This is a genomic window from Collimonas humicola (genome assembly GCF_018304945.1).
GTDB classification, from domain to species: domain Bacteria; phylum Pseudomonadota; class Gammaproteobacteria; order Burkholderiales; family Burkholderiaceae_D; genus Collimonas; species Collimonas humicola.
In genome coordinates this window covers 1,126,098-1,151,838 of record NZ_JAGQEE010000001.1, presented here as the reverse complement: position 1 = coordinate 1,151,838, position 25,741 = coordinate 1,126,098, and the positions used below count along the sequence as shown (strand labels likewise).

At 62.6% G+C, this 25,741-nt stretch carries 22 protein-coding genes; 11 read left to right on the top strand and 11 right to left on the bottom strand.

Going from position 1 to position 25,741, the window contains the following annotated elements; genetic code table 11:
- Window positions 1–123: 123 nt before the first annotated feature.
- On the top strand, window positions 124–4,128 hold the full coding sequence (gene purL / locus KHU30_RS05215) for a phosphoribosylformylglycinamidine synthase (RefSeq protein ID WP_211441536.1): 4,005 nt from the start codon (window positions 124–126) through the stop codon (window positions 4,126–4,128).
- A 132-nt stretch (window positions 4,129–4,260) separates the two neighbouring features.
- Here purL and KHU30_RS05210 read toward each other — a convergent pair whose 3' ends face one another.
- From KHU30_RS05210 to KHU30_RS05175, 8 genes are all read right to left on the bottom strand, one after another.
- Window positions 4,261–5,562: an ABC transporter permease gene (locus KHU30_RS05210; protein WP_211441535.1), complete on the bottom strand. Its 1,302-nt coding sequence runs from the start codon at window positions 5,560–5,562 to the stop codon at window positions 4,261–4,263.
- A gap of 53 nt (window positions 5,563–5,615) precedes the next feature.
- Complete coding sequence (locus tag KHU30_RS05205; protein ID WP_211441534.1) at window positions 5,616–6,557, bottom strand: ABC transporter ATP-binding protein; 942 nt, start codon at window positions 6,555–6,557, stop codon at window positions 5,616–5,618.
- Window positions 6,558–6,703: 146 nt separating this feature from the next.
- Entirely contained in the window at window positions 6,704–7,483 is a 780-nt protein-coding gene (locus tag KHU30_RS05200) for a peptidylprolyl isomerase (protein WP_211441533.1), read from the bottom strand.
- Window positions 7,484–7,601: 118 nt separating this feature from the next.
- Window positions 7,602–7,880 (bottom strand): BolA family protein, encoded by a 279-nt coding sequence (locus tag KHU30_RS05195; protein ID WP_098496764.1) that lies wholly within the window; start codon window positions 7,878–7,880, stop codon window positions 7,602–7,604.
- Window positions 7,864–8,496 carry a septation protein A gene (locus tag KHU30_RS05190; protein ID WP_211441532.1) on the bottom strand — a complete coding sequence of 211 codons (633 nt, stop codon included), beginning with the start codon at window positions 8,494–8,496 and terminating at the stop codon, window positions 7,864–7,866. Before KHU30_RS05190 ends, KHU30_RS05195 begins: the two co-directional genes overlap by 17 nt.
- Window positions 8,497–8,545: 49 nt before the next feature.
- Window positions 8,546–8,947, bottom strand: coding sequence for a peptide-methionine (R)-S-oxide reductase MsrB (msrB, locus tag KHU30_RS05185; RefSeq protein ID WP_211441531.1), 402 nt, complete (start codon window positions 8,945–8,947; stop codon window positions 8,546–8,548).
- 36 nt (window positions 8,948–8,983) lie between these two features.
- Window positions 8,984–10,480, bottom strand: a complete 1,497-nt coding sequence (locus KHU30_RS05180; RefSeq protein ID WP_211441530.1) for a protein adenylyltransferase SelO — start codon at window positions 10,478–10,480, stop codon at window positions 8,984–8,986.
- 76 nt (window positions 10,481–10,556) lie between these two features.
- The gene (locus KHU30_RS05175; RefSeq protein ID WP_211441529.1) at window positions 10,557–11,168 is read right to left on the bottom strand and encodes a DUF2239 family protein; all 612 of its coding nucleotides are present in this window, start codon (window positions 11,166–11,168) and stop codon (window positions 10,557–10,559) included.
- A gap of 215 nt (window positions 11,169–11,383) precedes the next feature.
- Here KHU30_RS05175 and KHU30_RS05170 point away from each other — a divergent pair, with 215 nt between their 5' ends.
- The 4 genes from KHU30_RS05170 to KHU30_RS05155 are packed head-to-tail and all read left to right on the top strand — an operon-like array spanning window position 11,384 to window position 14,851.
- Window positions 11,384–12,328 (top strand): branched-chain amino acid ABC transporter permease, encoded by a 945-nt coding sequence (locus KHU30_RS05170; RefSeq protein WP_211441528.1) that lies wholly within the window; start codon window positions 11,384–11,386, stop codon window positions 12,326–12,328.
- On the top strand, window positions 12,328–13,389 hold the full coding sequence (locus KHU30_RS05165; protein ID WP_211441527.1) for a branched-chain amino acid ABC transporter permease: 1,062 nt from the start codon (window positions 12,328–12,330) through the stop codon (window positions 13,387–13,389). Before KHU30_RS05170 ends, KHU30_RS05165 begins: the two co-directional genes overlap by 1 nt.
- Window positions 13,386–14,159 (top strand): ABC transporter ATP-binding protein, encoded by a 774-nt coding sequence (locus KHU30_RS05160; RefSeq protein WP_211441526.1) that lies wholly within the window; start codon window positions 13,386–13,388, stop codon window positions 14,157–14,159. Before KHU30_RS05165 ends, KHU30_RS05160 begins: the two co-directional genes overlap by 4 nt.
- A complete protein-coding gene (locus KHU30_RS05155) occupies window positions 14,156–14,851 on the top strand; it encodes an ABC transporter ATP-binding protein (protein ID WP_211441525.1) in 696 nt (231 codons plus the stop codon). Before KHU30_RS05160 ends, KHU30_RS05155 begins: the two co-directional genes overlap by 4 nt.
- Before the next feature lie 13 nt (window positions 14,852–14,864).
- Here the strand turns inward: KHU30_RS05155 and KHU30_RS05150 are convergent, their stop codons facing one another.
- The 3 genes from KHU30_RS05150 to hutC all read right to left on the bottom strand — a co-directional run bounded on the left by KHU30_RS05150 (window position 14,865) and on the right by hutC (window position 17,990).
- On the bottom strand, window positions 14,865–15,665 hold the full coding sequence (locus tag KHU30_RS05150) for a ferredoxin--NADP reductase (RefSeq protein ID WP_211441524.1): 801 nt from the start codon (window positions 15,663–15,665) through the stop codon (window positions 14,865–14,867).
- A complete protein-coding gene (locus tag KHU30_RS05145; RefSeq protein ID WP_211441523.1) occupies window positions 15,662–17,185 on the bottom strand; it encodes an MFS transporter in 1,524 nt (507 codons plus the stop codon). Before KHU30_RS05145 ends, KHU30_RS05150 begins: the two co-directional genes overlap by 4 nt.
- Window positions 17,186–17,279: 94 nt before the next feature.
- Window positions 17,280–17,990, bottom strand: coding sequence for a histidine utilization repressor (hutC, locus tag KHU30_RS05140; protein ID WP_211441522.1), 711 nt, complete (start codon window positions 17,988–17,990; stop codon window positions 17,280–17,282).
- A 292-nt stretch (window positions 17,991–18,282) separates the two neighbouring features.
- On the opposite strand from hutC, the gene hutU reads away from it, so the two are divergent.
- The 6 genes from hutU to hutG all read left to right on the top strand — a co-directional run bounded on the left by hutU (window position 18,283) and on the right by hutG (window position 25,729).
- Window positions 18,283–19,992 (top strand): urocanate hydratase, encoded by a 1,710-nt coding sequence (gene hutU / locus KHU30_RS05135; RefSeq protein WP_211441521.1) that lies wholly within the window; start codon window positions 18,283–18,285, stop codon window positions 19,990–19,992.
- 48 nt (window positions 19,993–20,040) lie between these two features.
- Window positions 20,041–21,588 (top strand): histidine ammonia-lyase, encoded by a 1,548-nt coding sequence (gene hutH, locus KHU30_RS05130; protein ID WP_211441520.1) that lies wholly within the window; start codon window positions 20,041–20,043, stop codon window positions 21,586–21,588.
- A gap of 70 nt (window positions 21,589–21,658) precedes the next feature.
- The gene (locus tag KHU30_RS05125) at window positions 21,659–22,228 is read left to right on the top strand and encodes a HutD/Ves family protein (RefSeq protein WP_211441519.1); all 570 of its coding nucleotides are present in this window, start codon (window positions 21,659–21,661) and stop codon (window positions 22,226–22,228) included.
- 17 nt (window positions 22,229–22,245) lie between these two features.
- Window positions 22,246–23,514, top strand: a complete 1,269-nt coding sequence (gene hutI / locus KHU30_RS05120; RefSeq protein ID WP_211441518.1) for an imidazolonepropionase — start codon at window positions 22,246–22,248, stop codon at window positions 23,512–23,514.
- The gene (locus tag KHU30_RS05115) at window positions 23,511–24,902 is read left to right on the top strand and encodes a formimidoylglutamate deiminase (RefSeq protein WP_211441517.1); all 1,392 of its coding nucleotides are present in this window, start codon (window positions 23,511–23,513) and stop codon (window positions 24,900–24,902) included. The genes hutI and KHU30_RS05115 overlap by 4 nt, the downstream gene beginning before the upstream one ends.
- A gap of 26 nt (window positions 24,903–24,928) precedes the next feature.
- The gene (hutG, locus tag KHU30_RS05110; RefSeq protein WP_211441516.1) at window positions 24,929–25,729 is read left to right on the top strand and encodes an N-formylglutamate deformylase; all 801 of its coding nucleotides are present in this window, start codon (window positions 24,929–24,931) and stop codon (window positions 25,727–25,729) included.
- Window positions 25,730–25,741: the final 12 nt, after the last annotated feature.

Here is a 25,741-nt window from a genome sequence, read left to right as displayed (position 1 = left end):
GCTTTTGCGTACGCAGAAAGGGTGATTTTGTCATCACCGGCAGGGGCATGGGACAGGGCATCACTGTATAATGGCGGCTTCTGATTTAACCCGCAGCCACGCTGCATCAACTCCCCCCTCGCCATGTTGATTTTGCCCGGTTCCAACGCTCTCCCTGCCTTCCGTTCCCAACGCCTTCTGGCCCAGTTACAAGCGATCGACAGCAATGTCGTCGAAGTCAGCGGCCGTTTCGATCATTTTGTCGACGCCTCGACCCCGCTCAGCCAGGACGACATCGGCCGCCTGAACGCCTTGCTGACCTATGGCGACCCGTTCGGCGCCAGCGAAGGCGGCGAAGAATTCATCGTGATCCCTCGTTTCGGCACCATTTCGCCGTGGGCCAGCAAAGCCACCGACATCGCCCACAACTGCGGCATGGCGCATATCAAGCGCATCGAACGCGGCATTGCCTATCAGGTCAAGCTGAAGAGCGGCTTGCTGGGCGGCGCCAAGAAACTGAGCGAAGACAGCGTACGCGCCATCGCCGATGTACTGCACGACCGCATGACCGAAACCGTATTGCGCAGCGCCGAGCAGGCGGCCGACCTGTTCCGCGCGCTGGACGCCAAGCCGCTGGCCTTCGTCGACCTGCTGGCAGGCGGCAAGGCTGCGCTGGAGCACGCCAACAGCGAGCTGGGCCTGGCGCTCTCGGACGACGAAATCGATTACCTGCTGAACGCTTTCACCAGCGCCAAGCGCAATCCGACCGACGTTGAGCTGATGATGTTCGCGCAAGCCAACAGCGAGCATTGCCGCCACAAGATTTTCAACGCCGACTGGGTGATCGACGGCGCAGCGCAGGACAAGTCCTTGTTCGCCATGATCAAGAACACCCACCAGCTGGCGCCCAAGGGCACCATCGTCGCCTATAGCGACAACTCGTCGATTATCGAAGGCGCCACCGTGTCGCGCTTCTATGCGCGCGGCGCCGCCGAAGGCAATACCTACCGTGCTTCGGAAGAGCTGACGCACATCCTGATGAAGGTCGAGACGCACAACCATCCGACCGCGATTTCGCCATTCCCTGGCGCCTCCACCGGCGCCGGCGGCGAGATCCGCGACGAAGGCGCAACCGGCCGCGGCGCCAAGCCGAAGGCTGGCCTGACCGGTTTCACCGTATCCAACCTGCTGCTGCCGGATGCGCTGCAAGCCTGGGAAAATGCTGCCGATGTGACTGCCGCCGGGCAGGGCGATGCTGTCGCGTACGGCAAGCCGGAACGCATTGCTTCGGCCCTGCAGATCATGATCGACGGCCCGCTCGGCGGCGCTGCTTTCAACAACGAATTCGGCCGGCCCAACCTGGGCGGCTATTTCCGTACTTACGAACAAAACGTCGGCGGCAATGTGCAGGGCTATCACAAGCCGATCATGATCGCCGGCGGCATCGGCAGCATCTCCGACAAGCACACCAAAAAGAACGAGCTGCCGGTCGGCAGCCTGCTGGTGCAGCTGGGCGGCCCCGGCATGCGCATCGGCATGGGCGGCAGCGCGGCGTCGTCGATGGCGACCGGTTCCAACACGGCCGACCTGGATTTCGATTCGGTCCAGCGCGGCAATCCGGAAATGGAACGGCGCGCGCAGGAAGTCATCAATGCCTGCTGGGCCATGGATGACAAGAATCCTATCCTGTCCATCCATGACGTCGGCGCAGGCGGTTTGTCGAACGCCTTCCCGGAAATCACCAACGACGCCAAGCGCGGCGCGATTTTCGATTTGCGCAAGGTGCCGCTGGAAGAAAGCGGCATGGCGCCCAAGGAAATCTGGAGCAACGAATCGCAGGAACGCTATGTCCTCGCGATTGCGCCGGAAAGCCTGCCGCTGTTCGAATATTTCTGCCAGCGCGAGCGCTGCCTGTTTGCCGTGGTCGGCACCGCCACGGAAGAGCGCCAGCTGAAGGTCATCGACCCGGAGCACGACAACAATCCGGTCGACATGCCGATGGATGTCTTGCTCGGCAAGCCGCCAAAGATGCTGCGCGACGTCAAGCACCTCAATCCGGTGCTGCCGGCAGTCGACCTGACCGGCATGAACCTGCTGGACGTGTCGCAGCGCGTGCTGAAGCTGCCGACCGTGGCTGACAAATCCTTCCTGATCACCATCGGCGACCGCACCGTCGGCGCCACTTCGGTGCGCGACCAGATGGTCGGCCCTTGGCAGGTGCCGGTGGCCGACTGCGCAGTCACCAGCATGAGCTTTGAGGGTTACCTGGGCGAGGCGATGGCGATGGGCGAGCGCACGCCGCTGGCCGTCATCAATGCGCCGGCTTCCGGCCGCATGGCGGTGGGCGAAGCCTTGACCAACATTGCAGCCGCCGCGATCGCCGATATCTCCGACGTCAAGCTGTCCGCCAACTGGATGGCTGCCTGCGGCCAGCCTGGCCAGGACGCCGCCTTGTTCGATACCGTGAAAGCGGTCGGCATGGAGTTGTGCCCGGCGCTTGGCATCAGCATCCCGGTCGGCAAGGATTCGCTGTCGATGCGCACTACCTGGCAAGATCGTGATCAATCCAAGGCCGTGACTTCGCCGGTGTCGCTGATCGTCTCCGCCTTCGCGCCGGTCAGCGACGTGCGCCGTTCGCTGACGCCGCAACTGCGCAGCGATACCGGCGAAACAGCGATCATCCTGATCGACCTCGGCCGCGGCAAGAACCGCATGGGCGCCTCCGCCCTGACGCAAGTCATGCAGCAGATCGGCAATGAAACGCCGGACGTCGACAGCGCCGAAGACTTGAAGGGTTTCTTCGCAGCGATCCAGCAACTCAACCGCGAACAGAAGCTGCTGGCCTACCACGACCGTTCCGACGGCGGCCTGTTCACCACCTTGTGCGAAATGGCCTTCGCCGGCCATAGCGGCTTGTCGATCAATCTCGATATCCTGACCATGGAAAGCGAGCATGCGGCCGACTGGGGCGATTCCAAGAACTGGACCGGCCAGGTGGCCGAACGCCGCAACGAGCTGACCTTGCGCGCGCTGTTCAACGAAGAGCTGGGCGCAGTGCTGCAAGTGCGCGCCGAGCAGAAGTCGGAAGTCATGAACGTGCTGCGCAGGTTCAACCTGGGCGCTTGCAGCCACATCATCGGCAAACCAAACACGCGTGACGTCATCGAATTCAGCCGCGACGCCAAGACCATCTACAGCCAGACTCGCATCGACCTGCAGCGCCTGTGGAGCGAAACCAGCTGGCGCATCGCCCGCCTGCGCGACAATCCGGCCAGCGCCGACGCCGAATATGACCGCATCCTGGATGCCGCCGATCCCGGCATCACGCCGAAGATCCCGTTCGACATGCAAGAGAACATCGCCGCGCCTTTCCTCAACCTGGCCGCCAAGCCACGCGTGGCGATTCTGCGCGAGCAAGGCGTCAACTCGCATGTGGAAACCGCCTATGTGATGCACCAGGCCGGCTTCACCGCGGTTGACGTCCACATGAGCGACCTGATCGCCGGCCGCGCGCGCCTGGACGACTTCAAGGGTTTCATCGCCGTCGGCGGCTTCTCCTACGGCGACGTGCTGGGAGCCGGCGAGGGCTGGGCCAAGACCATCCTGTTCAACGCCAGGCTGGCGGAGCAGTTCTCCTTGTTCTTCCAGCGCGGCGACACCTTCGCGCTGGGCGTCTGCAACGGTTGCCAGATGATGAGCAACCTGAAAGCCATCATCCCCGGCGCCCAGGCATGGCCTAAATTCACCCGCAACAAGTCGGAGAAGTTCGAAGCACGCTTCTCCATGGTGCAGGTTGAATCGTCGCCGTCGATTTTCTTCCAGGACATGGCCGGCACCCAGAGCGCGATTGCCATCGCCCACGGCGAAGGCTTTGCCGATTTCTCGCAAACCGGCGATATCAAGGAAGCGCTGGTGGCCATGCGTTTCGTCGACAACAAGGGCCAGGTCAGCGAAGGCTATCCCTACAATCCGAACGGCTCACCGCAGGGCATCACTTCGGTGACGACGCCGGACGGCCGTTTCACGGTCTGCATGCCGCACGCCGAGCGCGTATTCCGCAGCGTCCAGCAATCCTGGCATCCTGAATCGTGGGGCGAGGATTCGCCGTGGATGCGCATGTTCCGCAATGCGCGCAAGTGGGTCGGCTAAGCCCGGCCGGCTGCGCGATGGCGCTTCATCATGAAGCGCCATCGGCCGTCTTGTAAGAATATGATCTGTAAATAAAAACGCAGCCGCTGATACAGGGCTGCGTTTTTATTTTGGCCCAAGCCGGTTTGCTCTCTATTCTTTGAGCGCATCGCGCCGGAAGCGCCATACAGCCAGGCCGCCGAACAGCGCGGTAAATCCCAGCAGCACCGCCATTGCCGGCAGTGCGGCGTCAAATCCCAGTCCGCGCCAGGTCATGGCATCGAGGCCATCGACCGCCCAGCGCGTCGGCACTGCCAACGTCAGCGTCTGCAACCACTGCGGAAACAGGAAAGTCGGCACCCAGGCGCCGCCCAGCATGACCATGATCAGCGTCGCGAACATGGCCAGTCCGCGCGCCGCTTCCGGGGTCTTGCCAAAGGCGGCGATCAGCAAGCCGAAACTGGCGGTGACCAGGGCGAAACAGATGCCGACGCCGATAAAGCCAGGCAGGCTGCCGGCGATCTGTACTTTCAGCGCCAGCATGGCGAACAGGAAGATCACGCACAGGAGGATAAAGGCGATGATCGCGCTGGACAGCGCGCGCGCCAGCAGCACCGTATTGAGCGTGATCGGCGCGGCCAGCAGCCGGTTCCACAGGCCCATGCGACGCCACAGCAGCACCGCGATGCCGGCGTCGATGCCCATGAACAGGATGAACTGCACGCTCATGCCGGCGAAGGCATGGGCGTAGCCATTGTATTTCTGCAGTCCGGCAGTCAGCGCCTGGTCGCTGGTGGAATAGGGAACTGACAAGCCGGCTTGCTCTGGCGTCGTTGCTTGCTGGTCGGCGCCGCTTTCTTCTTTTTTGGCGGCGCGCGACTGGTATTCCTTGATGCTGCCCAGCATTTTCAACAGATCCGGATTCTGCGAGGCATTGCGCTGCAAGGCTTCGATGCTGGTGTTCAGGTAGGAATCGGTGGCCTTGATATCGAACATCTCGGCGCTGACATTCTGCATCACGTACTGGGTCAGCATGCCTTTCACCATCGCCAGCACTGCTTGCTGCGAGGGATCGTAGTACATCGCTATCTCGGGCTTGTTGCGGCCGCTGAAGAAGGCATTCTTGGCAGCCGCGCCGAAGCCGGCCGGCAGCATCACAGCTACGCTCAGCTTGCCATGGCGGACCTTGTCCTGGGCCGCCGCCAGAGGCAGTTCCTGTACATCGAGCGTGCTTTCGCCCTTGAGTCCCGCAGCGATCTTGCGGCTGGTGCCGCTGTCGTCGAGCTGGACCAGGGCGATGTCGATCTTGCCGTTGCTGACCGCGCCGGAGCCGCCGAACAGGTAGCCGAAAAAGGTGCCCAGCACGATCGGCAACAGCAGGCTGATCAGCAGCGCACGGCGGTTGCTCAGGTACAGGATCAGGTCCTTGCGGACCAGTGCGGTCAAGGCGCTCATGGGCGATGCTCCGAAACGAGAAAAGGGGGGGGAGTGTTGGTGCTTGCCGGCGCTCAGTCGCGCAGGCTGCGTCCGGTCAGGCCGAGGAAAATGTCTTCCAGCTTGGCCTTGGCGGTCATGAAGTGCAGCGGAGGCTGGCCGCTGGCGGTGAGCCATTGCAGCAGCGGCAGCGCATCCTCCGTTGCGCGCAGTCCGATCTCCAGGCTGCTGTCTTTGCCGGCGATATCGATGACGCCCGGCTGGCGGCGGATCTGATCGAGCAGGATGGCGTCGGCCGGCGACGCCAGGTCGACCCGCAGCGCTGCCTGGGCCGGCAGCCGCCGGTACAGCGCGGCCGGGGTTTCATCGGCCAGCACCTTGCCGTGATCGATGACGACGATGTGGTCGGCCAGTCTTTCGATTTCTTCCATGTAGTGGCTGGTGTAGATCAGCGAACGGCCCTGGCGCTTGAGCTGCTCAAGGCTGTCGAAGATGGCGTTGCGGCTTTGCGGATCGACGCCGACGGTCGGTTCGTCCAGGATCAGCAGCTGCGGGTCGTGCAGCAGCGCGGCGGCGATATTGAGCCGGCGCTTCATGCCGCCGGAAAAACTGCTCGGCTTGTCGGCCGCGCGGTCGCTCAGGTTGACCAGCGCCAGCACTTCGCTGCAACGGGTCTTCAGGTGGCTGCCGCCAAGGCCGTAGAGCGCGCCGAACAACTTCAGGTTTTCGTTGGCGGACAAGTCTTCGTACAGCGCCAGGTCTTGCGGCACCAGTCCGATCTTGTGCTTGGCGGCGCTGTTGCCGGCGTTGACGGCCACCCCGTCCAGCAGGATCTCGCCGGCGTCCGGCCGCAGCAGGCCGCAGATCAGGCTGACCGTGGTCGACTTGCCGGCGCCGTTGGGGCCGATCAAGCCTAGCGTCTGCCCCTGCCGGACCTGGAACGAGATGCCGTCGACTGCCCGGCGGTCGCCGTAGGATTTGCAAAGGCTTGATACGTTGAGCAGCGTGGCGGCCATTGTGCAATCCCGAGTTTGAGTTGCCTCATTGTAATTGCTGGGTTCACTTTTCTCAACGCCGATCGCCAAGTGCGAGGGCGTAAAAAAAGCGCTCCGAAGAGCGCTTTTCTTTTTGCGGGTGTTTGACCGGCTATGCTACGCAGGTCTTATTGCACCTTGGCTTTGGCGCGCAGATCTTGCTGGTAAGCCTGCAGTTTTTTCTGTTGCAGAGCTTCAGTGATTTGCGGCTTTACTTCTGCCAGGGTAGGGATCTTGGCGGCGCGGACTTCGTCCAGCTTGATGACGTGGTAGCCGAACTGGGTCTTGACCGGTGTTTCAGTCAGTTGACCTGGCTTCAGCGCCACCAGCGCATCGGAGAATGGCTTCACGAACGAAGCTGGCGTTGCCCAGCCCAGATCGCCGCCGTTGGCTGCCGAACCTGGATCCTTCGATTGCTTGGCCAGGTCTTCAAACTTGCCGCCGGCTTTCAGCTTGGCGATGATGGCTTTGGCATCGGCTTCGTTTTCAACCAGGATATGCTGTGCGTGGTATTCCTTGTCGCCGGCCTGTGCCTTGAACTTGTCGTACTCAGCCTGGATGTCGGCATCCTTGATCGGGTTCTTCTTGATGAAGTCTGCGACCAAGGCGCGGATCAGGATCGATTGACGAGCGATGTCGGCTTGCGCCTTGACGTCAGCGTTGTTGCCCAGGCCCAGCTTGTCGGCTTCCTGGATCAGCACTTCACGGTTGATCAGTTCATCCTTGACCATGTTGCGCAGCTCTGGGGTATCAGCCTGGCCGCCTTGTGCGGACAATTGCTTGACCATCATGTCAGCGCGCGACGAAGGGATAGCCTTACCGTTCACGACTGCCAGGTTTTGGGCCATAACAGGCAATGCAGCAGCTGCAAAAAGTACCACCAGTAAACGTGAAGGTTTAAATGTCATTATCAAATCCTAAATTGGGGAGGTTGTTAATAAATTAATGCGAAACCAGGGCAGAATAACCGAAGTATATTTGAAGGACAATTAAATTATTCTTTCCGATTACATATATAAATATGTTCTACGCAGCTTTTGTTTCAGATGGTGCCAGTGCAGTGATAGCCAGTGCATGAATTTCGGCGTGCATCATTTCAGCCAGGCAATCATACACCAGCCTATGCCGTTTTAAGCGGTTTTGTCCCTCAAAAAGCGCGCAAACTATTCGCACCCGATAGTGGCCGCCGCCTGAGGCGGCACCGGCGTGTCCCACATGCAGCGCCGATTCATCCTCCACTATACATTCCAGCGGTGCCAGCGCAGCTGTCAATTTGTTACGAATGGTATCAAGCCTTGGGTTCATCGGGGTCCTTGATGTATTTGGAGAGCAGGATGCTTTGGCCTATCACGAAGGCGAACATCAGTCCCATGCCGCCGAACAGCTTGAAGTTGACCCAGGTCGCGGTCGGATAATTGAAGGCGATGTACAGGTTCAGGCAACCCATGAGGGCAAAGAAAGCGATCCAGGCAAGGCCGACGCGCATCCAGATCGGCTCAGGCAGGGCCAGCTGTTTTTCCATCATGGTGCGGACCAGGTTTTTTTTCAGCAGCAGCTGGCTGACCGTCAATGCCGCCGCAAAGGCCCAGTACAGCACGGTCGGCTTCCATTTGATGAAGGTCTCGTTATGGAAATAGATGGTAGCGCCGCCGAACACGGTGATGATCAGCAGCGAAACCCACAGCATGGCGTCGACTTTCTTGCGGCGCAGCAGCAGGTAGCCGATCTGCGCCACGGTAGCGACTATCGCCACCGCGGTCGCCAGCAGCACCGGCGCTTGCGCAGCGGTGACGACGCCGCCCGAAACGAAGCCTGACAGATACTGGCTGACCAGCGATTGCGCGGCCTCGGGACTTCCTTCGCCCCACTTGAAGATGCCGAAGAAAAGTATTACCGGGAAAAGGTCGAACAGGAACTTCATGTGTTTGCCGTGCTTTCAGTCAGGATAAATTAAGTGAGCGGTTGATAAATCAGCCCGCCGGTTCAAACCGCAGCGACGCCGAGTTGATGCAGTAGCGCAGGCCGGTAGGCGGCGGCCCGTCCGGAAACACGTGGCCGAGATGGGCGTCGCATACCTTGCATAAAATTTCAGTGCGCATCATGCCATGAGTACGGTCAACGCGCTCTTCTACATTGTCAGGATTGATGGCCTTGAAATAACTGGGCCAGCCGCAGCCGGAATCGAATTTGGCGTCCGATTCGAACAAAGGCGTGTTGCAGCACACGCAGGTGTAAATGCCATGTTCGTGATGGTCCCAGAAGCGGCCGGTGAATGCCCGTTCGGTCGCCGCATGGCGGGTCACTTCGTATTCCATGGGATCAAGCTCGGCGCGCCATTCGGCATCGGTTTTGACGATTTTGCTGCTGCTCATGTTTTAAGTTCCAATATTTAGTCTCGTATCACGCCGCTAGGACGAACAGCTCACTTCCAGTCCACGCGCCCAGTCAGGGGGCAATTCGGCGTACTTCGCGTGTTGCGGCTGTTCGTCAAACGGGTTTTCAAGAATTTCCAACAGTTTCCTGACTTCCGAGAAGTCCTTATTTTGCGCCTGTTCGATTGCGGTTTGCGCCAAATAGTTTCGTAATACGTATTTGGGGTTGCAGCCATCCATTGCAAGCTTGCGGCTGTCGTCCCGGCTATTTTCCAGTTTCAGGCGCGCCCGGTATTGTAACGCCCAGGCATCGAATGCCGCACGGTCCATGAACAAGTCGCGCAAAGGGGCATCGGCGCCGGCATCGTCCAGGCGCAGATTGCCCAGGCGGCGGAAAAACAGTGTGAAATCGACATGGCTGGCTTGCATCAGCGCAAACATGGCATCCAGCAATTTATCGTCGTCCGGCTGGTGCGTCGTCAATCCCAGCTTGGCATGCAGCAATTCGTCAAGTTTCGCCCCGTATTGCGCCTGGTAGCTGCTCAGCGCTGCTTCGGTCGCTTCGACGCTGCCGATCAGCGGCAGCATGGCCTGGCCCAGCGCAAAGCAGTTCCAATGGCCGATCTGCGGCTGCTTGTTATAGGCGTAACGGCCCTGCTGGTCGGTATGGTTGCAGATATGGCGGGGGTCGTAGGCTTCCATGAAGCCGAACGGGCCGTAGTCCAGCGTCAGCCCCAGGATAGACATATTGTCGGTATTCATGACGCCATGCATGAAGCCGACCGCCTGCCATTGCGCCATCAGATGAGCGGTGCGGCGCGTGACTTCGGCCAGCAGCGCCTGGTAAGGGTTGGCGGCCGCCAGCAATTCCGGATAAAAGCCGGCGATGACGTAGTCGGCCAGGGTTTTCAGGGTGTCGTGCTGGTTGTTGTAATACCAGTGCTCGAACGAGCCGAAGCGCACAAAGCTCGGCGCCATGCGCGTCACCACCGCCGTGGTCTCGGGCCGCTCGCGCATCGCCAGCTGGTCGGAACCGACGATCGCCAGCGCACGTGAAGTAGGAATGCCGAGCGCGGCCATCGCTTCTGAACACAGATATTCACGGATCGAGGAGCGCAGCACGGCGCGGCCGTCGCCCATGCGCGAGTAGGGCGTCGCACCGGCGCCCTTGAGCTGCAGTTCCATGCGTCCGCCATTATTGGCGGCGACGTCGCCCAGCAAGATGGCGCGGCCATCGCCTAATTGTCCTGCCCAGACGCCGAACTGGTGGCCGGAGTAGACCGCGGCCAGCGGTTGCGAGCTGGCGGCGATGCGATTGCCGCTGAGCGTCTGGATCAGGTCCGCGCTTTCAAATGCGGCGGGGTCCAGTCCGATCAGCTGCGCCGCTGAACGGCTGGCATCCACCAGGTAGGGGGATGGCAGCGGCGTCGGCGCCAGCCGCGTATAAAAGGCAGCGGGCAAATTTGCAAATGCATTGGCAAACGGCAAGTGTTCCGGCGCGGGCGTTTCTGGAATAGCCAAAGGGATGCTCATTGATTGCAGTAAAGAATAGTGGCGGTCTCCAAGTATCGCATGGACAGGACGGCCGTGAATGCAGGCACGCGCGCGTTCATGGCCGTGCAGAGAAGGCGCGGCTTGCCAGTATTCTCAAATGGTCGCGCACATCCGCTGTCCAGGTCTCGATCAACGACTCGAACCCGGCCTGGTCGCCGGCAAACAAGGCTCGCGTAGCTTCGTCGAAATTCACGCTGTTGCCAGCCATGGCCGACATGAAGCGATAGGCATATTCCTGGGCGCGGCGCAGCTGGTCGCGCTGCTCGCTGTGCCGCCGCGCGTCTTCCACCAGCTTGCGCAGGGCGACCGAGGCGCCGCCCGATTGGGCGTTGAGCCAGTCCCAGTGGCGCGGCAGCAAGGTGACTTCGCGGCCGATGACACCCAGTTTAGGGCGGCCCGGACCGCGCGCGGGCTCATGACTGCCGGAGTTCTCCCTGGGAGCGGCGGCAGGGGGCTCGTTGGCCGCCAGGCGCTGCAGCACTTGCTCTGCGCTGCCGCGGAAGTCCACTTCGACCTGCTCGCTGGTGACGTCGTCGAAAATCAGGATGGCGGCGCTGTCGTTGCGGTCTATCAGTTCTTTTGCTTTCAAGGCCACCAGCGCGAGCTGGCCGGCGGCGATACGGTGCGATCCGGCAAAGGCGATCACCGGATTGGTGGAAGTGCTCATGGCGCAATCACTCTCTTAAGTTGGTTCAGTTGGATATGTGATGCAATATTACCCCGGTTTAATTGCGGGGTCAATATTACCTTGGTAAAAATACTTGCTTATGCAACGCCATCTCTGGCCGAGCCCGCCGGCAAGCGTCCGCGCATCAGGCGAACTGGAAATCGGCTCCGGGACAAAGCGGTAGAATGCCGGACCCGGGCATCACATATCGCACAATGGAATTTACCCTCATCACTCTGCTGAACGGCCTCAGTTATGGACTGCTGCTATTCCTGCTGTCGTCAGGCCTGACGCTTATTTTCAGCATGCTGGGGGTGCTGAATTTCGCCCATGCCAGTTTCTATATGCTGGGCGCCTATTTCGCCTATGCCATCAGCATCCGGCTGGGATTCTGGCCGGCGCTGCTGCTGGCGCCGCTGCTGACCGGTTTGCTGGGCGCGCTGGTCGAGCGGGCCGGCTTGCGCCGTGTGCGGCGCCATGGGCAAGTGGCGGAACTGCTGTTCACTTTCGGTCTGTCCTATGTGATCGTCGAACTGGTGCAGCTGGCGTGGGGTAAATCGGCATTGCCGTACGCGATCCCGGCGCAGCTCGACGGCCCCTTGTTCACCTTGTATTCCACGGCCTTTCCGGCCTATCGCGGTTTCATGATGCTGCTCGCGCTGCTGATATTGCTGGCGGCGAGCTGGCTGCTGAAGCGCTCCCGCGTCGGCTTGCTGATCCAGGCGGCGCTGACCCATCCGCAGATGCTGGAAGCGCTCGGCCACAATGTGCCGCGGCTGTTTACCCTGGTGTTTGCCGCCGGCTGTGCCTTGGCCGGCCTGGCCGGCGTAGTCGGCGGCAACGCCTTCGTCACCGAGCCGGGCATGGCGGCGGGGGTGGGCAGCATCATTTTCGTGGTGGTGGTGGTCGGCGGCCTGGGTTCGCTGAAGGGCGCTTTCGTTGCCTCGCTGCTGATCGGCATTTTGCAGACCTATGCGGTGGCGCTGGATGTTTCCCTGTTGAGCAGCCTGGCGCATTGGGGCATCCGGCTGGCGCCCGACGCCGTCGGCTATCCCTTGCTGCGGCTGACGCTGGCCCAGGTGGCGCCGGTCTTGCCTTATCTGCTGCTGGTGCTGGTCATGCTGTTGCGTCCGCGCGGCTTGTTCGGGGTGCGGGATTGATGCTTTCTTCCTGGCGCGGAAAACCGGCGTGGCTGGCGTTCGCCTTGATCTTGCTGGCGGCGCCGCTGGCGTTCCCCCAAAGCGCTGCGCTCTCCATCCTGTCGCAATGCGGCTGCATGATGCTCCTGGCGTTGTCCTTCAACATGCTGCTGGGGCAGAGCGGCATGTTATCTTTCGGCCATGCCCTGTATGCAGGCCTGGCGGCTTTCGCCAGCGTGCACCTGATGAACCGGCTGTCCGGCTGCAGTGCGGCCGCGCTGTTGCTGGTGCCTTTGGCTGGCGGCGCGGCCGGCATGCTGGCCGGCGCGCTATTCGGCTATGTCACCACGCGCCGGGCGGGCACGGCGTTGTCGATGATCAGCCTGGCGCTGGTCGAGTTGATGGCCGCCGCGGCGCTGATGTTTCCCGGATGGTTCGGCGGCGAGAGCGGCGTCAGCGCCGACCGCGTGCTGGGCGCGTCCTTGCTTGGCATCGATTTTTCCTCGCAGCTGCAGGTCTACTACCTGATCGCGTTCTGGCTTTTCATCTGCACCGCGGCCATGTACGGCTTGACGCAGACACCGCTGGGCCGCATCGCCAATGCCGTGCGCGACAACCCGCAGCGCGCTGCCTTCATCGGCCACGACCCGCGCCGGGTGCGTTACCTGATGTTCATGCTGTCGGCCTTCTTCGCCGGCGTCGGCGGTGCGCTGACCGCGATCAATTTTGAAATCGTCAGCGCCGAAAACCTCGGCCTGCTGCGCTCCGCGCAAATCCTGCTGTTCACTTTCATCGGCGGCATCGGCTATTTCTTCGGGCCGATGATAGGCGCGATTGTCGGCGTGCTGTTTTCTTCTTTGCTATCGGCTTATACCCGTGGCTGGCAGTTGTACCTGGGCTTGCTGTTTGTGCTTGTCGTGCTGTTTGCGCCGGGCGGCATCGCTGGCGTCTGGATAAGTTTGCTGGCCGGCTGGCGCCGGATGACAATGCGATTTCTGCTGCGCCTGGCCGGTGCGCTGCTGATGGCCGGCGCCGCCGTGTTCCTGGTTGAAATGCTGTACCGGCGCGCGGCGGTCCTATGAGCGGAACAGTAAATCCTGCCGTTCTGGAGCTGCGCAATCTGCACAAGCAGTTCGGCGCCGCGCGCATCATCAAGGGCGCCGATTTGCAGTTGCGGCAAGGGGAGAGGCTGGCCTTGATCGGCCCCAACGGCGCCGGAAAATCGACCTTGTTCAACCTGGTCTCGGGAGGCATGGCCGCCAGCAGCGGCGAGATTCTGCTGCACGGGCGCGAGATAGGCGGCATGAGTCCGTTCCAGGTCAGTCGGCTGGGCCTTGCGCGCAGCTTCCAGATCACCAGCATTTTCCCGCGCCTGAGCGTGGCGGACAATCTGCGGGCGGCGGTATTGGCTGCGCATGGCTACCGCTATACCTTCTGGCGGCGTCTGTCCGGGATGAAGGAAGTCAATCGTCGGATCGAAGAACTGCTGCAGCAATGCGGCTTGCAGGCCAGCAGCGCCACGCCGGCCGGCGATCTCAGCTACGCTGGGCAGCGCGCGCTGGAAATCGGCATCACGATTGCCGGCGATGCCGATGTGATCTTGCTGGATGAACCGACCGCTGGCATGAACCGCGAGGAGGCTGCCGCCTCCACTGCGCTGATCCGGCGCGTGAGCGCCGGCAAGACCCTGCTGCTGATCGAGCACGATATGGACGTGGTGTTCAGCCTGGTGGACCGTATCGCGGTGCTGGTCGACGGCCGCATCATCGCCTGCGATACCCCGGCGGCGATCCGCGCCAATGGCGCTGTGCAGGCGGCCTATCTCGGCAGCCTGGAGGCGCAGCAGCCATGAGCGCCTTGCTTGAGATCCGCGGCTTGCATGCTTTTTATGAGCAAAGCCATGTATTGCATGGGGTTGATATCGATGTCGGCGCCGGAGAAATCGTCAGCCTGCTGGGTCGCAACGGCGCCGGCCGCTCCACTGCACTGAAAGCGGTCATGGGGATGCTGCGCTGTAGCGGCTCGGTGCGGCTGGGCGGTGTCCAGCTGGCCGGCCTGAAAACATTCCAGATCGCCCGCCAGGGTCTGGCCTATGTGCCGGAAGAGCGGGCCGTATTTCCGACGTTGACGGTGCAGCAGAATTTGTTGCTGGGGCAGCTGCGGCCAGAGCCGGCCGCCTTGGACGAAGTGTGGCGCCTGATGCCGCAGCTGGCCGCGCGCAAGCATGTCGCTGCCGGCCTGCTGTCCGGCGGCGAGCAGCAGATGCTCAGCCTGTGCCGCAGCCTGATGGGCAAGCCGCGGCTGCTCATGGTGGATGAACCGACCGAAGGACTGGCGCCGGAGATGGTGAGGGCGGTGGCGCAGCATTTGTCGTCGCTGCGGACGCAGGGCTTGGGTGTATTGCTGGTCGAACAAAAGCTCAGCATCGCACTGGAAATTTCCGACCGCGTGCTGGTGATGGGACACGGCCGGATTGTGTTTGCCGGGACGCCGGCGGAACTGTGCGCCAGTGCCGCCGTGCGGCAGAAATGGCTGGAAATCTAAAAAATATTTCGAGTTACCAGTAATCCTCGGTCACAAACTGCCCCGGCGCCGCCCGCCGGCAAGGCCGCAAGCCGCGCTGGTGCAGGATGTCGCGCGTTTCGGTGATCATTTCCGGATTGCCGCACATCATGATGCGCGATGCTTCCACCGTGATCGCCAGTCCGGCCGCGGCTTCCAGCGCGCCGCTGCTCAGCAGGGTAGTGATGCGTCCCTGCAGGTTGCCGGGGGCGGCTGCCGCGTCTCGCGTGGTGGCGCGGATCAGTTGCAGGCGGGCGCCGCCGGCGGCCAGTTCGGGCCGTTGCGGCAAGGATGCCAGCAGTTCCTGATAGGCCAGCTCTTCGGCGTTGCGCACGCAATGCACCAGGATCAGGTTGCGGAATTTCTGCCACACCATCGGGTCCTGCAAGATTGAAATGAAGGGGCCGAGTCCGGTGCCGGTGGCCAGCATCCACAGATCCTCGCCGTCGACGAAGCGGTCGGCCGTCATGAAGCCATAGCTGAATTTCTCCACCATCACCGGATCGCCAGGTTTCAGGCTTTTCAACTGTTCCGTGAACTGGCCGCCAGGCACTTGCACCAGGAAATACTCCAGTTCATTTTCACCGGCGGCTGAGGTGACCGAATAGGCGCGCCACAGGGTTTCTGCACCGGCCGTCACGCCGAGGCGGGCGAACTGGCCCGGCGTGAACTGATAGCCGGCCGGGCGCGTGGTGCGGAAGGAAAACAGCTTGTCGGTCCAGTTGTGCACGCTGGTGACGGTTTCCGTGCTGGCCTTGAGCGGCGAGACCGCTGGTTTTGGGGGCGTGCTGCTCATGGCAGAGGTTCCTGTAGTGGCCGATCGTGTTGATTGTGCTGGCCGGGTTGATCGTCGCGGATGGCGCCCGGCGTCGCAGTTGCCGGCGCCTTCAGGCGCAAGGCCTGGCGCACCGTGAAAAACGCCAGCAATGGCGCTGCCGCAAAACAGATGAATAGCCATTGTGCCGCATTTGCCGCTCCCGGCAAACCGCCCGGGTCGGCCAGGCCGGCCAGCGAAGTCGCCATGCCCGCGAGGGCGGCGCCGATGGCGGTCGCAAACAGTTGCACCGTGGTCAGCGAATACGCGGCCAGGCTGCCTTCGTCGGGATGCGCGCTGCTCAATATGCTGGCCATCAGATGCGGCATGCCCATGCCGATGCCGAAGCCGACCAGTATCAGTGCGATGCACAGCGGCAGCAGGCCGTAGCTGTCCAGCGCGGCGGTCGACGGCAGCATGGAGGCCAAGGCCAGCAATGCGGCGATCACCACCAGCGGTCCGGCCTTCATGACGAATTGCGCGCGGGCGCCGCTGTAGCTGGAGAACAGCAGGGCCGCCAGGGTCCAGCCGCAGGACATGATGCCGGTCAGGTAGCCGGCCAGCAGCGGCGAGTGGCCCTGGATCACCTGCAGGAAATACGGCACGTAGATTTCCGTGGTCAGTCCCAGGATCATCAGTATCATGGTGGCGTACAGGGCGCCGATGCGGCTGCGCAGGGAAAATGCGCCGCTGGGCAGCAAGCGCGTGCCGCCACGTCGCTCCAGCCAGGCGATCAGGCCGATCAAGGCAATGCCAAAGACGATGCCGCCGATATTCATTGCGGTGCTGCGGAACAGGCTGGCCGCCGACACCGACAGCACCGCAGCCGCCAGCAGCAATATCTTGGCGATGGGAACGCTGCCCGGCTTGTCTTCCGAACGCGTTTCCGCCGGAATTTTCAGCGTGAACTGCACCAGCAGCGCGAGTACGACAGCCGCCGGCAACAGCGACCAGAAGGCGCCGCGCCAGCTGCCGGCCTGGGCAAACATGCCGCCGATAGCCGGGCCGGACAGGGTGGATATGCCCCACATGCCCGACATCAACGCCATCGCGCGCGACCATAGCGGCGGTGCGAACACTACCCGGATCATGGCATAGGACAGCGCCACCAGCACGCCGCCGCCGAAGCCCTGGATAGTGCGCGCCAGCAGCAGCCACACCATGTGCGGCGCCAGCGCGCAGCCGGCCGAGCCGATGGAAAACACCAGCAAGGCCAGCAGGCAGGCGGCGCGGTAGCCCAGCCATTCCGTCAGGCGCGAAGCCAGGCCGGCGGCGATGATGGAAGCCACCACGAACAGCGAGGTGGCCCAGGCATAGTATTCCAGGCCGCCGATATCTTTCACTACCGACGGCAGGATGGTGGTGACGATATAGACGTTGGTGGCATGCATGCCGATGCCGCCGGCCAGCGTCAGGGAGCGCAGGGCGTTGCGTCCCGACAGCAGGTCGGCCCAGCTGGCCGGAGGCGGGTCGGTGTTGATAGCGGTAGGTGCAGGCGACATGGTTGAGTCTGTCCAGAGTGATGCTGATAAGTTGAAATGGGCGTGCGCAGCCGCAATCGGCGCCAGGCGCCGACGCCACGCGGTCCGCCTTGTATTAGAAGCCGCCGGTAAACTGATACCTTGAGCCGGGGTGCCACAGCGTCACCGCGGTCGCCACGGTGTCGCCCACCCAGGTGCGGCGCGACAGCAGCAGGCAGGGTTCGCCGGCTTCCATCTGCAGCTGCTTGCGCATCGCCGCCTCCGGCATCTTCGATTCGATGCTGTATTCGGCGCGGTCGAGCGGCGCGATCTGCACCATGTAGTGGTTCGGCGTCACCAGGTGGAAATCCTGCCGCAGGTAGTCGGGAAACAGTCGCGGATTGGTGTAGCGGTCTTCCAGCTGGATCGGGATGTCGTCGGCGAAATGCACGATCACCGAGTGGAACGCCGGTCCGGCATCCAGTCCCAGCGCTTTCAGCGCCACCGGCGTGGCGCTCGCTTCCAGCGTCAGCACCTGGCTGCGGTAGCGGTGGCCGCGGGCAACAAGTTCGTCATCGATACTGCGGATTTCCACCAGTGTAGACTGGTATTTTCCAGGCGCCACATAGGTGCCGGAGCCCTGGATCCGAACCAGCAGCTGGTTGTCGGTCAATTCGCGCAGGGCGCGGTTGACGGTCATGCGCGACAGGTTGAACTGCACCATCAGTTCGCGCTCGGATGGAATCAGGTCGCCCGGCTTCCATTCGCCGCTGCGGATCTGCTGCTGCACGTGGTCTTTTACCTGCTGGAATGCGGGAATTGCTTTTTTTGCTATTGCGCCATGCATATGCTGGCTCCTACTCAATAAAATTCATCACGGATACTAACTCAGTTACCAGCGCAGTTGCCGACCAGGCAAGTATGGAAGTTCAAGTGGACTTGAAGTCAACACCTTTTTTCACAGGGTAAGGGATAGCGGCTCATTCGGGATAGCGAAAAATATCTAAGGACTATGCATAAATTCGATTGACTAAGTTGTATAGGCATTATATTTTACTGGACTATACAACTTGTTGTTTATTTTCGGGCGGTCAGGATAGCAAATCGGCGCACCGATACTTTTAAGGAGATGAGCCAGCATGACTACAAACAATATCGCCAACGCCGATCCACGGCGCGACCCTAGCCGCACTATCCGCGCCGCCCGCGGCACTGCATTGACTGCCAAGAGCTGGCTGACCGAAGCGCCGCTGCGCATGCTGATGAACAACCTCGACCCGGAAGTGGCCGAACGGCCGAACGACCTGGTGGTGTATGGCGGCATCGGCCGGGCGGCGCGCGACTGGGCCTGCTTCGACAAGATCGTCGAAGCCCTGACCAACCTGAACGACAACGAAACCCTGCTGATCCAGTCCGGCAAGCCGGTCGGCGTGTTCCAGACCCATGCCGACGCGCCGCGCGTCTTGCTGGCCAATTCCAACCTGGTGCCGAAATGGGCCAACTGGGAACACTTCAACGAACTCGACCGCAAGGGTTTGTTCATGTACGGCCAGATGACCGCCGGCAGCTGGATCTACATCGGCAGCCAGGGCATCGTCCAGGGCACGTTTGAAACCTTTGCCGAAGCCGGCCGCCAGCATTTCGGCGGCGATCTCTCCGGGCGCTGGATCCTGACCGCCGGCCTCGGCGGCATGGGCGGCGCGCAGCCGCTGGCGGCGACCCTGGCCGGTGCGGCCTCGCTGACCATCGAGTGCAAGCAGTCCAGCATCGATTTCCGCCTGCGCACGCGCTATCTCGACAAGCAGGCCAAGAACCTGGACGATGCGCTTGACCTGATCAAATACCACACCGAACGCAAGGAAGCGATTTCCATCGGCCTGCTCGGCAATGCCGCGGAAGTGCTGCCGGAACTGGTCAAGCGCGCCAAGGCCGGCGGCATCAAGCCCGACCTGGTGACCGACCAGACCTCGGCGCATGACCTGATCAACGGCTACCTGCCGATCGGCTGGAGCGTCGAGCAATGGGTGGCGGCGCAAAACGATCCGTCGCAACAGGCGCGCCTGACTGCCGATGCCGCGCAGTCCTGCGCCCAGCATGTGCAGGCGATGCTGGACTTCCACGCGATGAGCATCAAGACCGTCGACTACGGCAACAACATCCGCCAGGTGGCGTTCGACCAGGGCGTCAAGAACGCCTTCGATTTCCCCGGTTTTGTGCCGGCCTACATCCGGCCGCTGTTCTGCGAAGGCAAGGGGCCGTTCCGCTGGGTCGCACTGTCCGGCGATCCGGAAGATATCTACAAGACCGACGCCAAGATCAAGGAACTGTTCCCGCACAACAAGCACGTGCACCGCTGGCTGGACATGGCGCGCGAGCGCATTTCCTTCCAGGGCCTGCCGGCGCGGATTTGCTGGCTGGGCCTGGGCGAGCGCCATATCGCCGGCCTCGCTTTCAATGAAATGGTGCGCACCGGCGAACTGAAGGCGCCGATCGTGATCGGCCGCGATCACCTCGACACCGGCTCGGTCGCCAGCCCGAACCGCGAAACCGAAAGCATGAAGGACGGCACCGATGCGGTCTCCGACTGGCCGCTGCTGAACGCTTTGCTGAACACCTCCGGCGGCGCCACCTGGGTCTCGCTGCATCACGGCGGCGGCGTCGGCATGGGCTATTCGCAGCACTCCGGCATGGTGATCGTGGCCGACGGCACCGATGCCGCCGCCAAGCGCCTGGCGCGCGTGCTGGTCAACGATTGCGCGTCCGGCGTCATGCGCCATGCCGATGCGGGCTATGAAGCGGCGATCGAATGCGCCAAGCGCCACAACCTGAACCTGCCGATGATCAAGTGACTGGCTTTGCCATAAAATCGACTTCTGCAATACGCTAATCTGAAAGAAATGAATATGAAAACATCGTTGACTCTGCAACCAGGAAAAATGACGCTGGCAGAGATCCGCAGCATCTGGGCCGCGGCCGTGCCGCTGGCCTTGCCGCCATCCGCTTACGATGCCATCAATGCCTCCGCCGCTACCGTGGCGCGTATCGTCGAGCGCGGCGATGCCGCCTACGGCATCAATACCGGTTTCGGCAAGCTGGCCAAGACCCGCATTCCGGACGAACAGCTGGAACTGCTGCAGCGTAACCTGATCCTCTCGCATTCGGTGGGCACGGGCGACCTCATCGACGACGGCGCTGTGCGTCTGATCCTGGCCATGAAAATCGCCAGCCTGGCGCGCGGTTTTTCCGGCATCCGCGCGCAAGTCATCGACACCTTGCTGGCGATCTACAATGCCGGCATCATGCCTTGCATCCCGGTCAAGGGCTCTGTCGGCGCCTCGGGCGACCTGGCGCCGCTGTCGCACATGACGCTGGCGATCCTGGGCGAAGGCCAGGTGCGCGTCGACGGCAAGCTGGTCGACGCCAAGGAAGCGCTGGCCAAGGCCGGCATCGCGCCTATCGTGCTGGCGGCCAAGGAAGGCCTGGCGCTGATCAACGGCACCCAGGTGTCGACCGCGCTGACCCTGAACGGCCTGTTCCTGGCCGAGCGCGTGCTGGAAGCAGCTACCGTCACCGGCGCGCTGGCAGTCGACGCGGCGCGCGGCAGCGATGCCCCGTTCGATCCGCGCGTGCATGAAGTGCGCGGCCAGCCGGGCCAGATCGCCACCGCCAAGATCTATCGCCAGCTGCTGAGCGGCAGCGCGATCCGGCAATCGCACCTGGTCAACGACGAGCGCGTGCAAGACCCGTACAGCCTGCGCTGCCAGCCGCAGGTGATGGGCGCCTGCGTCGACATCATCAGCAACGCCGCGCGCACCCTGCTGATCGAAGCCAATGCCGTGACCGACAATCCACTGATCTATGCCGAGCGCGATGAGGTCATCTCCGGCGGCAATTTCCACGCCGAGCCGGTCGCCTTCGCGGCCGATACCCTGGCGCTGGCGATTGCCGAGATCGGCGCCTTGTCGGAGCGCCGCATCGCGCTGCTGATCGATTCTTCGCTGTCCGGCCTGCCGCCGTTCCTGGTGCAGTCTTCCGGCCTCAATTCCGGCTTCATGATCGCGCACGTGACGGCAGCCGCGCTGGCGTCCGAGAATAAGGCGCTGGCGCATCCGGCCAGCGTCGACAGCCTGCCGACTTCCGCCAACCAGGAAGACCACGTCAGCATGGCGACTTTCGCCGGCCGCCGCCTGCATGAAATGGCGCACAATACGGCTGCCATCGTGGCGATTGAATTGCTGGCGGCAGCACAGGGCGTCGACTGCCATCAGCCGCTGACCACCTCGCCGATGCTGGCCCAGGTGCACCAGCGTTTGCGCCAGGAGGTAACGTTTTACGACAAGGACCGTTTCTTCGCGCCGGATATCGAAGCCGCCAAGCAGCTGGTGCTGCAAGGCGCGGTGAGCGATAGCTGCAAGAGCTTGTTTGCCGAGTTGTACAGCCGTTAAGCAAGAGCCGGGCTGGGTCGGCAGTTTTCATCCGGCCCGGAATGTGTCAATGAGTTTGTAGAGCGAGCCAATGAAACTGATTGAGTTTGAAGACTTGCCGGCCACGCCGTGGAAAAACGGCGGCGGCGTGACCCGTGAGCTGTATTGCCAGCCGCCGGGAGCGTCGTTCGATAATTTTTTGTGGCGCGTGAGCATCGCCGACGTCAGCCAGTCAGGCGCCTTTTCCAGCTTCGCCGGCGTCGACCGGGTCATCACCTTGCTGGAAGGCGATGGCATGGACCTGGTGTCAGACAGCGGCAATCACGTGTTGCTGTCGCACCTGCAGCCGCACCGATTTCGCGGCGAAGACAAGATCGACGCACAGCTGGAGGGCGGCGCCTGCCGGGATTTCAACCTGATGCTGAGGCGCGGCGCGGCCGCCGGCGAGGTGCAGGTGTGGTCTGTCGACCAGGACCTGGAGCAGGGCTGCAACCTGCTGTTTTGCGTGCAAGGCCGCTGGGATGTGCTGACGCAGGACGGCGAGCACGCCACCCTGGCGCCGCGCCAGAGCCTGGCATGGGATGATCGGCCGGGCAAGATGGCGCTGCGTTCCCTGAGCGCCGGCAGCGTCCTGATCGGCGTCAACGTCAATCTGAAATAGTGCAATAGGAAAACAGCATGGCGCATAGTCAATACGAGCAAGCCGATGGCATCTGGACCAACGCCAGGATCGCACCCGCCGGCGATCCGGCGCAAGTCATCCTGGACGGCGCCATGGTAGTGCGCGGCGGTTTGATTGCCTGGCTCGGCAAGGCGGCCGAATTGCCGGCTGCATACAGCAACGAAAACCTGGCGCGGCACGACGCTGGCAAGCGCTGGATCACGCCCGGCCTGATCGATTGCCACACCCATCTGGTGTATGGCGGCAACCGCGCCGATGAATTTGCCTTGCGGCTGGCAGGCGCCAGCTATGAGGAAATTGCGCGCAGCGGCGGCGGCATCGTCTCGACCGTGCGGGCGACGCGGGCGGCAGACGAGGACAGCCTGTTCCTGCAATCCGCACGGCGTCTGGAAGCCTTGCTGGCGGAAGGCGTCACCACGGTTGAAATCAAATCCGGCTATGGCCTGGACCTGGCCAGCGAGCGCAAGATGCTGCGCGTGGCGCGCTGCCTCGGCGAGCATTATCCGGTCACGGTCTACACCACCTTCCTCGGCGCCCATGCCTTGCCGCCGGAATACCAGGGCCGCGCCGACGACTACATCACGCTGGTGTGCGAAGAAATGCTGCCGGCCCTGCATGCGGAAGGCCTGGTCGATGCGGTCGACGTATTTTGCGAAAATATCGGCTTTTCAGTGGCGCAGAGCGAACGCGTGTTCGCAGCCGCCGCCAGGCTCGGGCTGCCGGTGAAAATGCATGCCGACCAGCTCTCGAATATCGGCGCCACCCAGCTGGCGGCGCGCTTCAAGGCCTTGTCGGCGGACCACCTGGAACACCTGAGCGAAGCCGATGTGCTGGCGATGAAGGAAAGCGGGACTGTGGCCGTGCTGCTGCCCGGCGCCTATTACTTCATCCGCGAAACCAAACAGCCGCCGCTGGAACTGCTGCGCCGCCATGGCATACCGATGGCTATTTCCACCGACAGCAACCCCGGCACTTCGCCGACCGCATCCTTGCTGCTGATGCTGAACATGGCATGCACGCTGTTCCGCATGACCACGGCGGAAGCCTTGCTGGGCGTCACCAGCCATGCCGCGCTGGCGCTGGGCCAGGCCGGCCGGCACGGCTTGCTGGCGGCTGGGCGCAGCGCCGACTTTGTGCTGTGGGACGTGGCGTCGCTGGCCGAACTGGCCTACTGGTCGGGACTGAATCCGTGTCACACCATCGTTCGCGGAGGCCGCTTCAGTCCGGCCGCGCCGCAGGGAATAGATCAAGGAGCCTATCCATGAAACCCGTCATCAGAGAATTGATCGCCGACCGCGCCTTGCTGCCGGACGGCTGGCGCAGCAACGTCCTGCTGGAGTGGGACGAGCAGGGCATACTCACCGCGGTGCGCCCTGACGCCGAAACCCTGGCGCTGGCGCCGCGCGCCGCCGCCACGGTATTGCCCGGCATCGTCAACCTGCACTCGCATGCGTTCCAGCGCGCCATGGCGGGACTCACCGAATACCGCTCCGATCCGAGCGACAGTTTCTGGAGCTGGCGCACCTTGATGTACCAGTTTGCGGGCAAGCTGGCGCCGGCCGACCTGAAGGCGGTGGCGCTGCAGCTGTATATAGAAATGCTGCAGGCCGGCTATACCTCGGTGTGCGAATTCCACTACCTGCATCACGACCGCGACGGCAAGCCGTACGCCAATCCGACCGAAAACCTGGCGTGCCTGATTGAGGCCGCGCAAGAAGCCGGCATCGGCCTGACCTTGCTGCCGGTGATGTACCAGCACAGCGGCTTCGGCGCCCAGGCGCCGCATGCCGGACAGGCGCGTTTCATCAATTCGCCGCAATGGATGATGGCGGCCCTGCAGCGGCTGCAGGCCGACCATCCGCAGCATGCCGGCTTGCGCTACGGCGTTGCGCCGCATTCCCTGCGCGCGGTGTCGCCGCAGTCATTGCAGCAGCTGCTGGCTGAGCTCAGGCAATGGGACGCGCAGGCGCCGGTGCACATCCACATCGCCGAGCAGCGCAAGGAAGTCGAGGATTGCAGCGCCGCCCTGGGCGCGCCGCCGGTGGCCTGGCTGCTGGACAATGTGGAAGTCGATCGCCACTGGTGCCTGGTGCACGCCACCCACATGACGGCGGCGGAAACCCTTGGAATGGCGCGTAGCGGTGCTGTCGCCGGCATTTGCCCGACTACCGAGGCCAACCTGGGCGACGGCATTTTCAATGGCGTCGAGTATGCGGCTGCGCATGGCGCCTGGGGTGTCGGCTCCGATAGCCATATCAGCACCAGCCTGAGCGAAGAATTGCGCCTTTTTGAGTACAGCCAACGGCTGCAGCATCGCCAGCGCAATGTGCTGGCCGACGACCAGGGCGCTTCGGTCGGTTCGTATTTGTACCGCAAGGCCTTGCACGGCGGCGCTGCCGCCAGCGGCCGCCAGGTGGCGGGGCTGCAGGTGGGGCAGCGCGCAGACCTGCTGGTGCTGGACCAGCAGCATGCGGACCTGGAAGGCAAGCATGGCGACCAGCTGCTGGACAGTTTCGTGTTTTCCCATCACGGGCAAACGCCGGTGCGGGATGTCATGGTGGGCGGCCATTGGGTCATCAATGACCGCAAGCATCGCCTGCAAGACGCCAGCCTTGCTGCTTATGCGGGCAGCATGAAGAGATTGTTGGCTTAACCTGAGAAATCCTACCGAGTTCAATCATGGAAAAATTCCTGTTTCATCGCGGCAACCTGCCGCTGCTGGTCTCGATGCCGCATGCGGGGGAGCATATTCCTGACGATATCCGGGCCGGCATGAGCGCGCCGGCGCTCGATATCGCCGACACCGACTGGCACCTGCCGCAGCTCTACAGCTTCCTGCAGGAACTCGGCGCCTCGGTGCTGGTGGCCACCCATTCGCGCTATGTGATCGATCTCAACCGCCCGCGCGACAACGTCAATCTCTATCCCGGCCAGGATACGACCGGCCTGTGTCCGGTCGACACCTTCCACAAGGAACCCTTGTACCAGTCAGGCAAGAATCCCGGCGACGCGGAAATACAGCGCCGCGTCGAACTCTACTGGCAGCCTTATCATCAGCAGCTGGAGCAGGAACTGCAGCGCATGCGCGCCGAGCACGGCATCGCCATGCTGTGGGATGCGCATTCCATCGCTTCGGTGGTGCCGCGCTTTTTCGAGGGACGGCTGCCGGACCTGAACCTGGGCACCGCCTCAGGCGCTTCCTGTGCGCCGGAACTGGAGCAGCAGCTGCTGCAGGTTGCGGCCCAGGCAGACGGCTATAGCCATGCCTTGAACGGGCGTTTCAAGGGCGGCCATATCACGCGCCATTACGGCAAGCCGCAGGACAACATCCATGCGGTCCAGCTGGAGCAGGCGCAAATCACTTATATGGAAGAGCAGCTGCCGTTTGCCTTCGACCCGCAACGGGCCGCCCGGGTCCAACCTGTGTTGCGCCGTTTCATGGACGCGATGCTGGCATGGGCCGCTGCGCATCGCGCCTGAGCTGCGTCTAAG

What these genes read in the sequence shown, in the direction of transcription:
- purL (WP_211441536.1), top strand. Translation starts at nt 124, where the DNA reads ATGTTGATTTTGCCCGGTTCCAACGCTCTCCCTGCCTTCCGTTCCCAA.
- KHU30_RS05210 (WP_211441535.1), bottom strand. Translation starts at nt 5,562, where the DNA reads ATGAGCGCCTTGACCGCACTGGTCCGCAAGGACCTGATCCTGTACCTG.
- KHU30_RS05205 (WP_211441534.1), bottom strand. Translation starts at nt 6,557, where the DNA reads ATGGCCGCCACGCTGCTCAACGTATCAAGCCTTTGCAAATCCTACGGC.
- KHU30_RS05200 (WP_211441533.1), bottom strand. Translation starts at nt 7,483, where the DNA reads ATGACATTTAAACCTTCACGTTTACTGGTGGTACTTTTTGCAGCTGCT.
- KHU30_RS05195 (WP_098496764.1), bottom strand. Translation starts at nt 7,880, where the DNA reads ATGAACCCAAGGCTTGATACCATTCGTAACAAATTGACAGCTGCGCTG.
- KHU30_RS05190 (WP_211441532.1), bottom strand. Translation starts at nt 8,496, where the DNA reads ATGAAGTTCCTGTTCGACCTTTTCCCGGTAATACTTTTCTTCGGCATC.
- msrB (WP_211441531.1), bottom strand. Translation starts at nt 8,947, where the DNA reads ATGAGCAGCAGCAAAATCGTCAAAACCGATGCCGAATGGCGCGCCGAG.
- KHU30_RS05180 (WP_211441530.1), bottom strand. Translation starts at nt 10,480, where the DNA reads ATGAGCATCCCTTTGGCTATTCCAGAAACGCCCGCGCCGGAACACTTG.
- KHU30_RS05175 (WP_211441529.1), bottom strand. Translation starts at nt 11,168, where the DNA reads ATGAGCACTTCCACCAATCCGGTGATCGCCTTTGCCGGATCGCACCGT.
- KHU30_RS05170 (WP_211441528.1), top strand. Translation starts at nt 11,384, where the DNA reads ATGGAATTTACCCTCATCACTCTGCTGAACGGCCTCAGTTATGGACTG.
- KHU30_RS05165 (WP_211441527.1), top strand. Translation starts at nt 12,328, where the DNA reads ATGCTTTCTTCCTGGCGCGGAAAACCGGCGTGGCTGGCGTTCGCCTTG.
- KHU30_RS05160 (WP_211441526.1), top strand. Translation starts at nt 13,386, where the DNA reads ATGAGCGGAACAGTAAATCCTGCCGTTCTGGAGCTGCGCAATCTGCAC.
- KHU30_RS05155 (WP_211441525.1), top strand. Translation starts at nt 14,156, where the DNA reads ATGAGCGCCTTGCTTGAGATCCGCGGCTTGCATGCTTTTTATGAGCAA.
- KHU30_RS05150 (WP_211441524.1), bottom strand. Translation starts at nt 15,665, where the DNA reads ATGAGCAGCACGCCCCCAAAACCAGCGGTCTCGCCGCTCAAGGCCAGC.
- KHU30_RS05145 (WP_211441523.1), bottom strand. Translation starts at nt 17,185, where the DNA reads ATGTCGCCTGCACCTACCGCTATCAACACCGACCCGCCTCCGGCCAGC.
- hutC (WP_211441522.1), bottom strand. Translation starts at nt 17,990, where the DNA reads ATGCATGGCGCAATAGCAAAAAAAGCAATTCCCGCATTCCAGCAGGTA.
- hutU (WP_211441521.1), top strand. Translation starts at nt 18,283, where the DNA reads ATGACTACAAACAATATCGCCAACGCCGATCCACGGCGCGACCCTAGC.
- hutH (WP_211441520.1), top strand. Translation starts at nt 20,041, where the DNA reads ATGAATATGAAAACATCGTTGACTCTGCAACCAGGAAAAATGACGCTG.
- KHU30_RS05125 (WP_211441519.1), top strand. Translation starts at nt 21,659, where the DNA reads ATGAAACTGATTGAGTTTGAAGACTTGCCGGCCACGCCGTGGAAAAAC.
- hutI (WP_211441518.1), top strand. Translation starts at nt 22,246, where the DNA reads ATGGCGCATAGTCAATACGAGCAAGCCGATGGCATCTGGACCAACGCC.
- KHU30_RS05115 (WP_211441517.1), top strand. Translation starts at nt 23,511, where the DNA reads ATGAAACCCGTCATCAGAGAATTGATCGCCGACCGCGCCTTGCTGCCG.
- hutG (WP_211441516.1), top strand. Translation starts at nt 24,929, where the DNA reads ATGGAAAAATTCCTGTTTCATCGCGGCAACCTGCCGCTGCTGGTCTCG.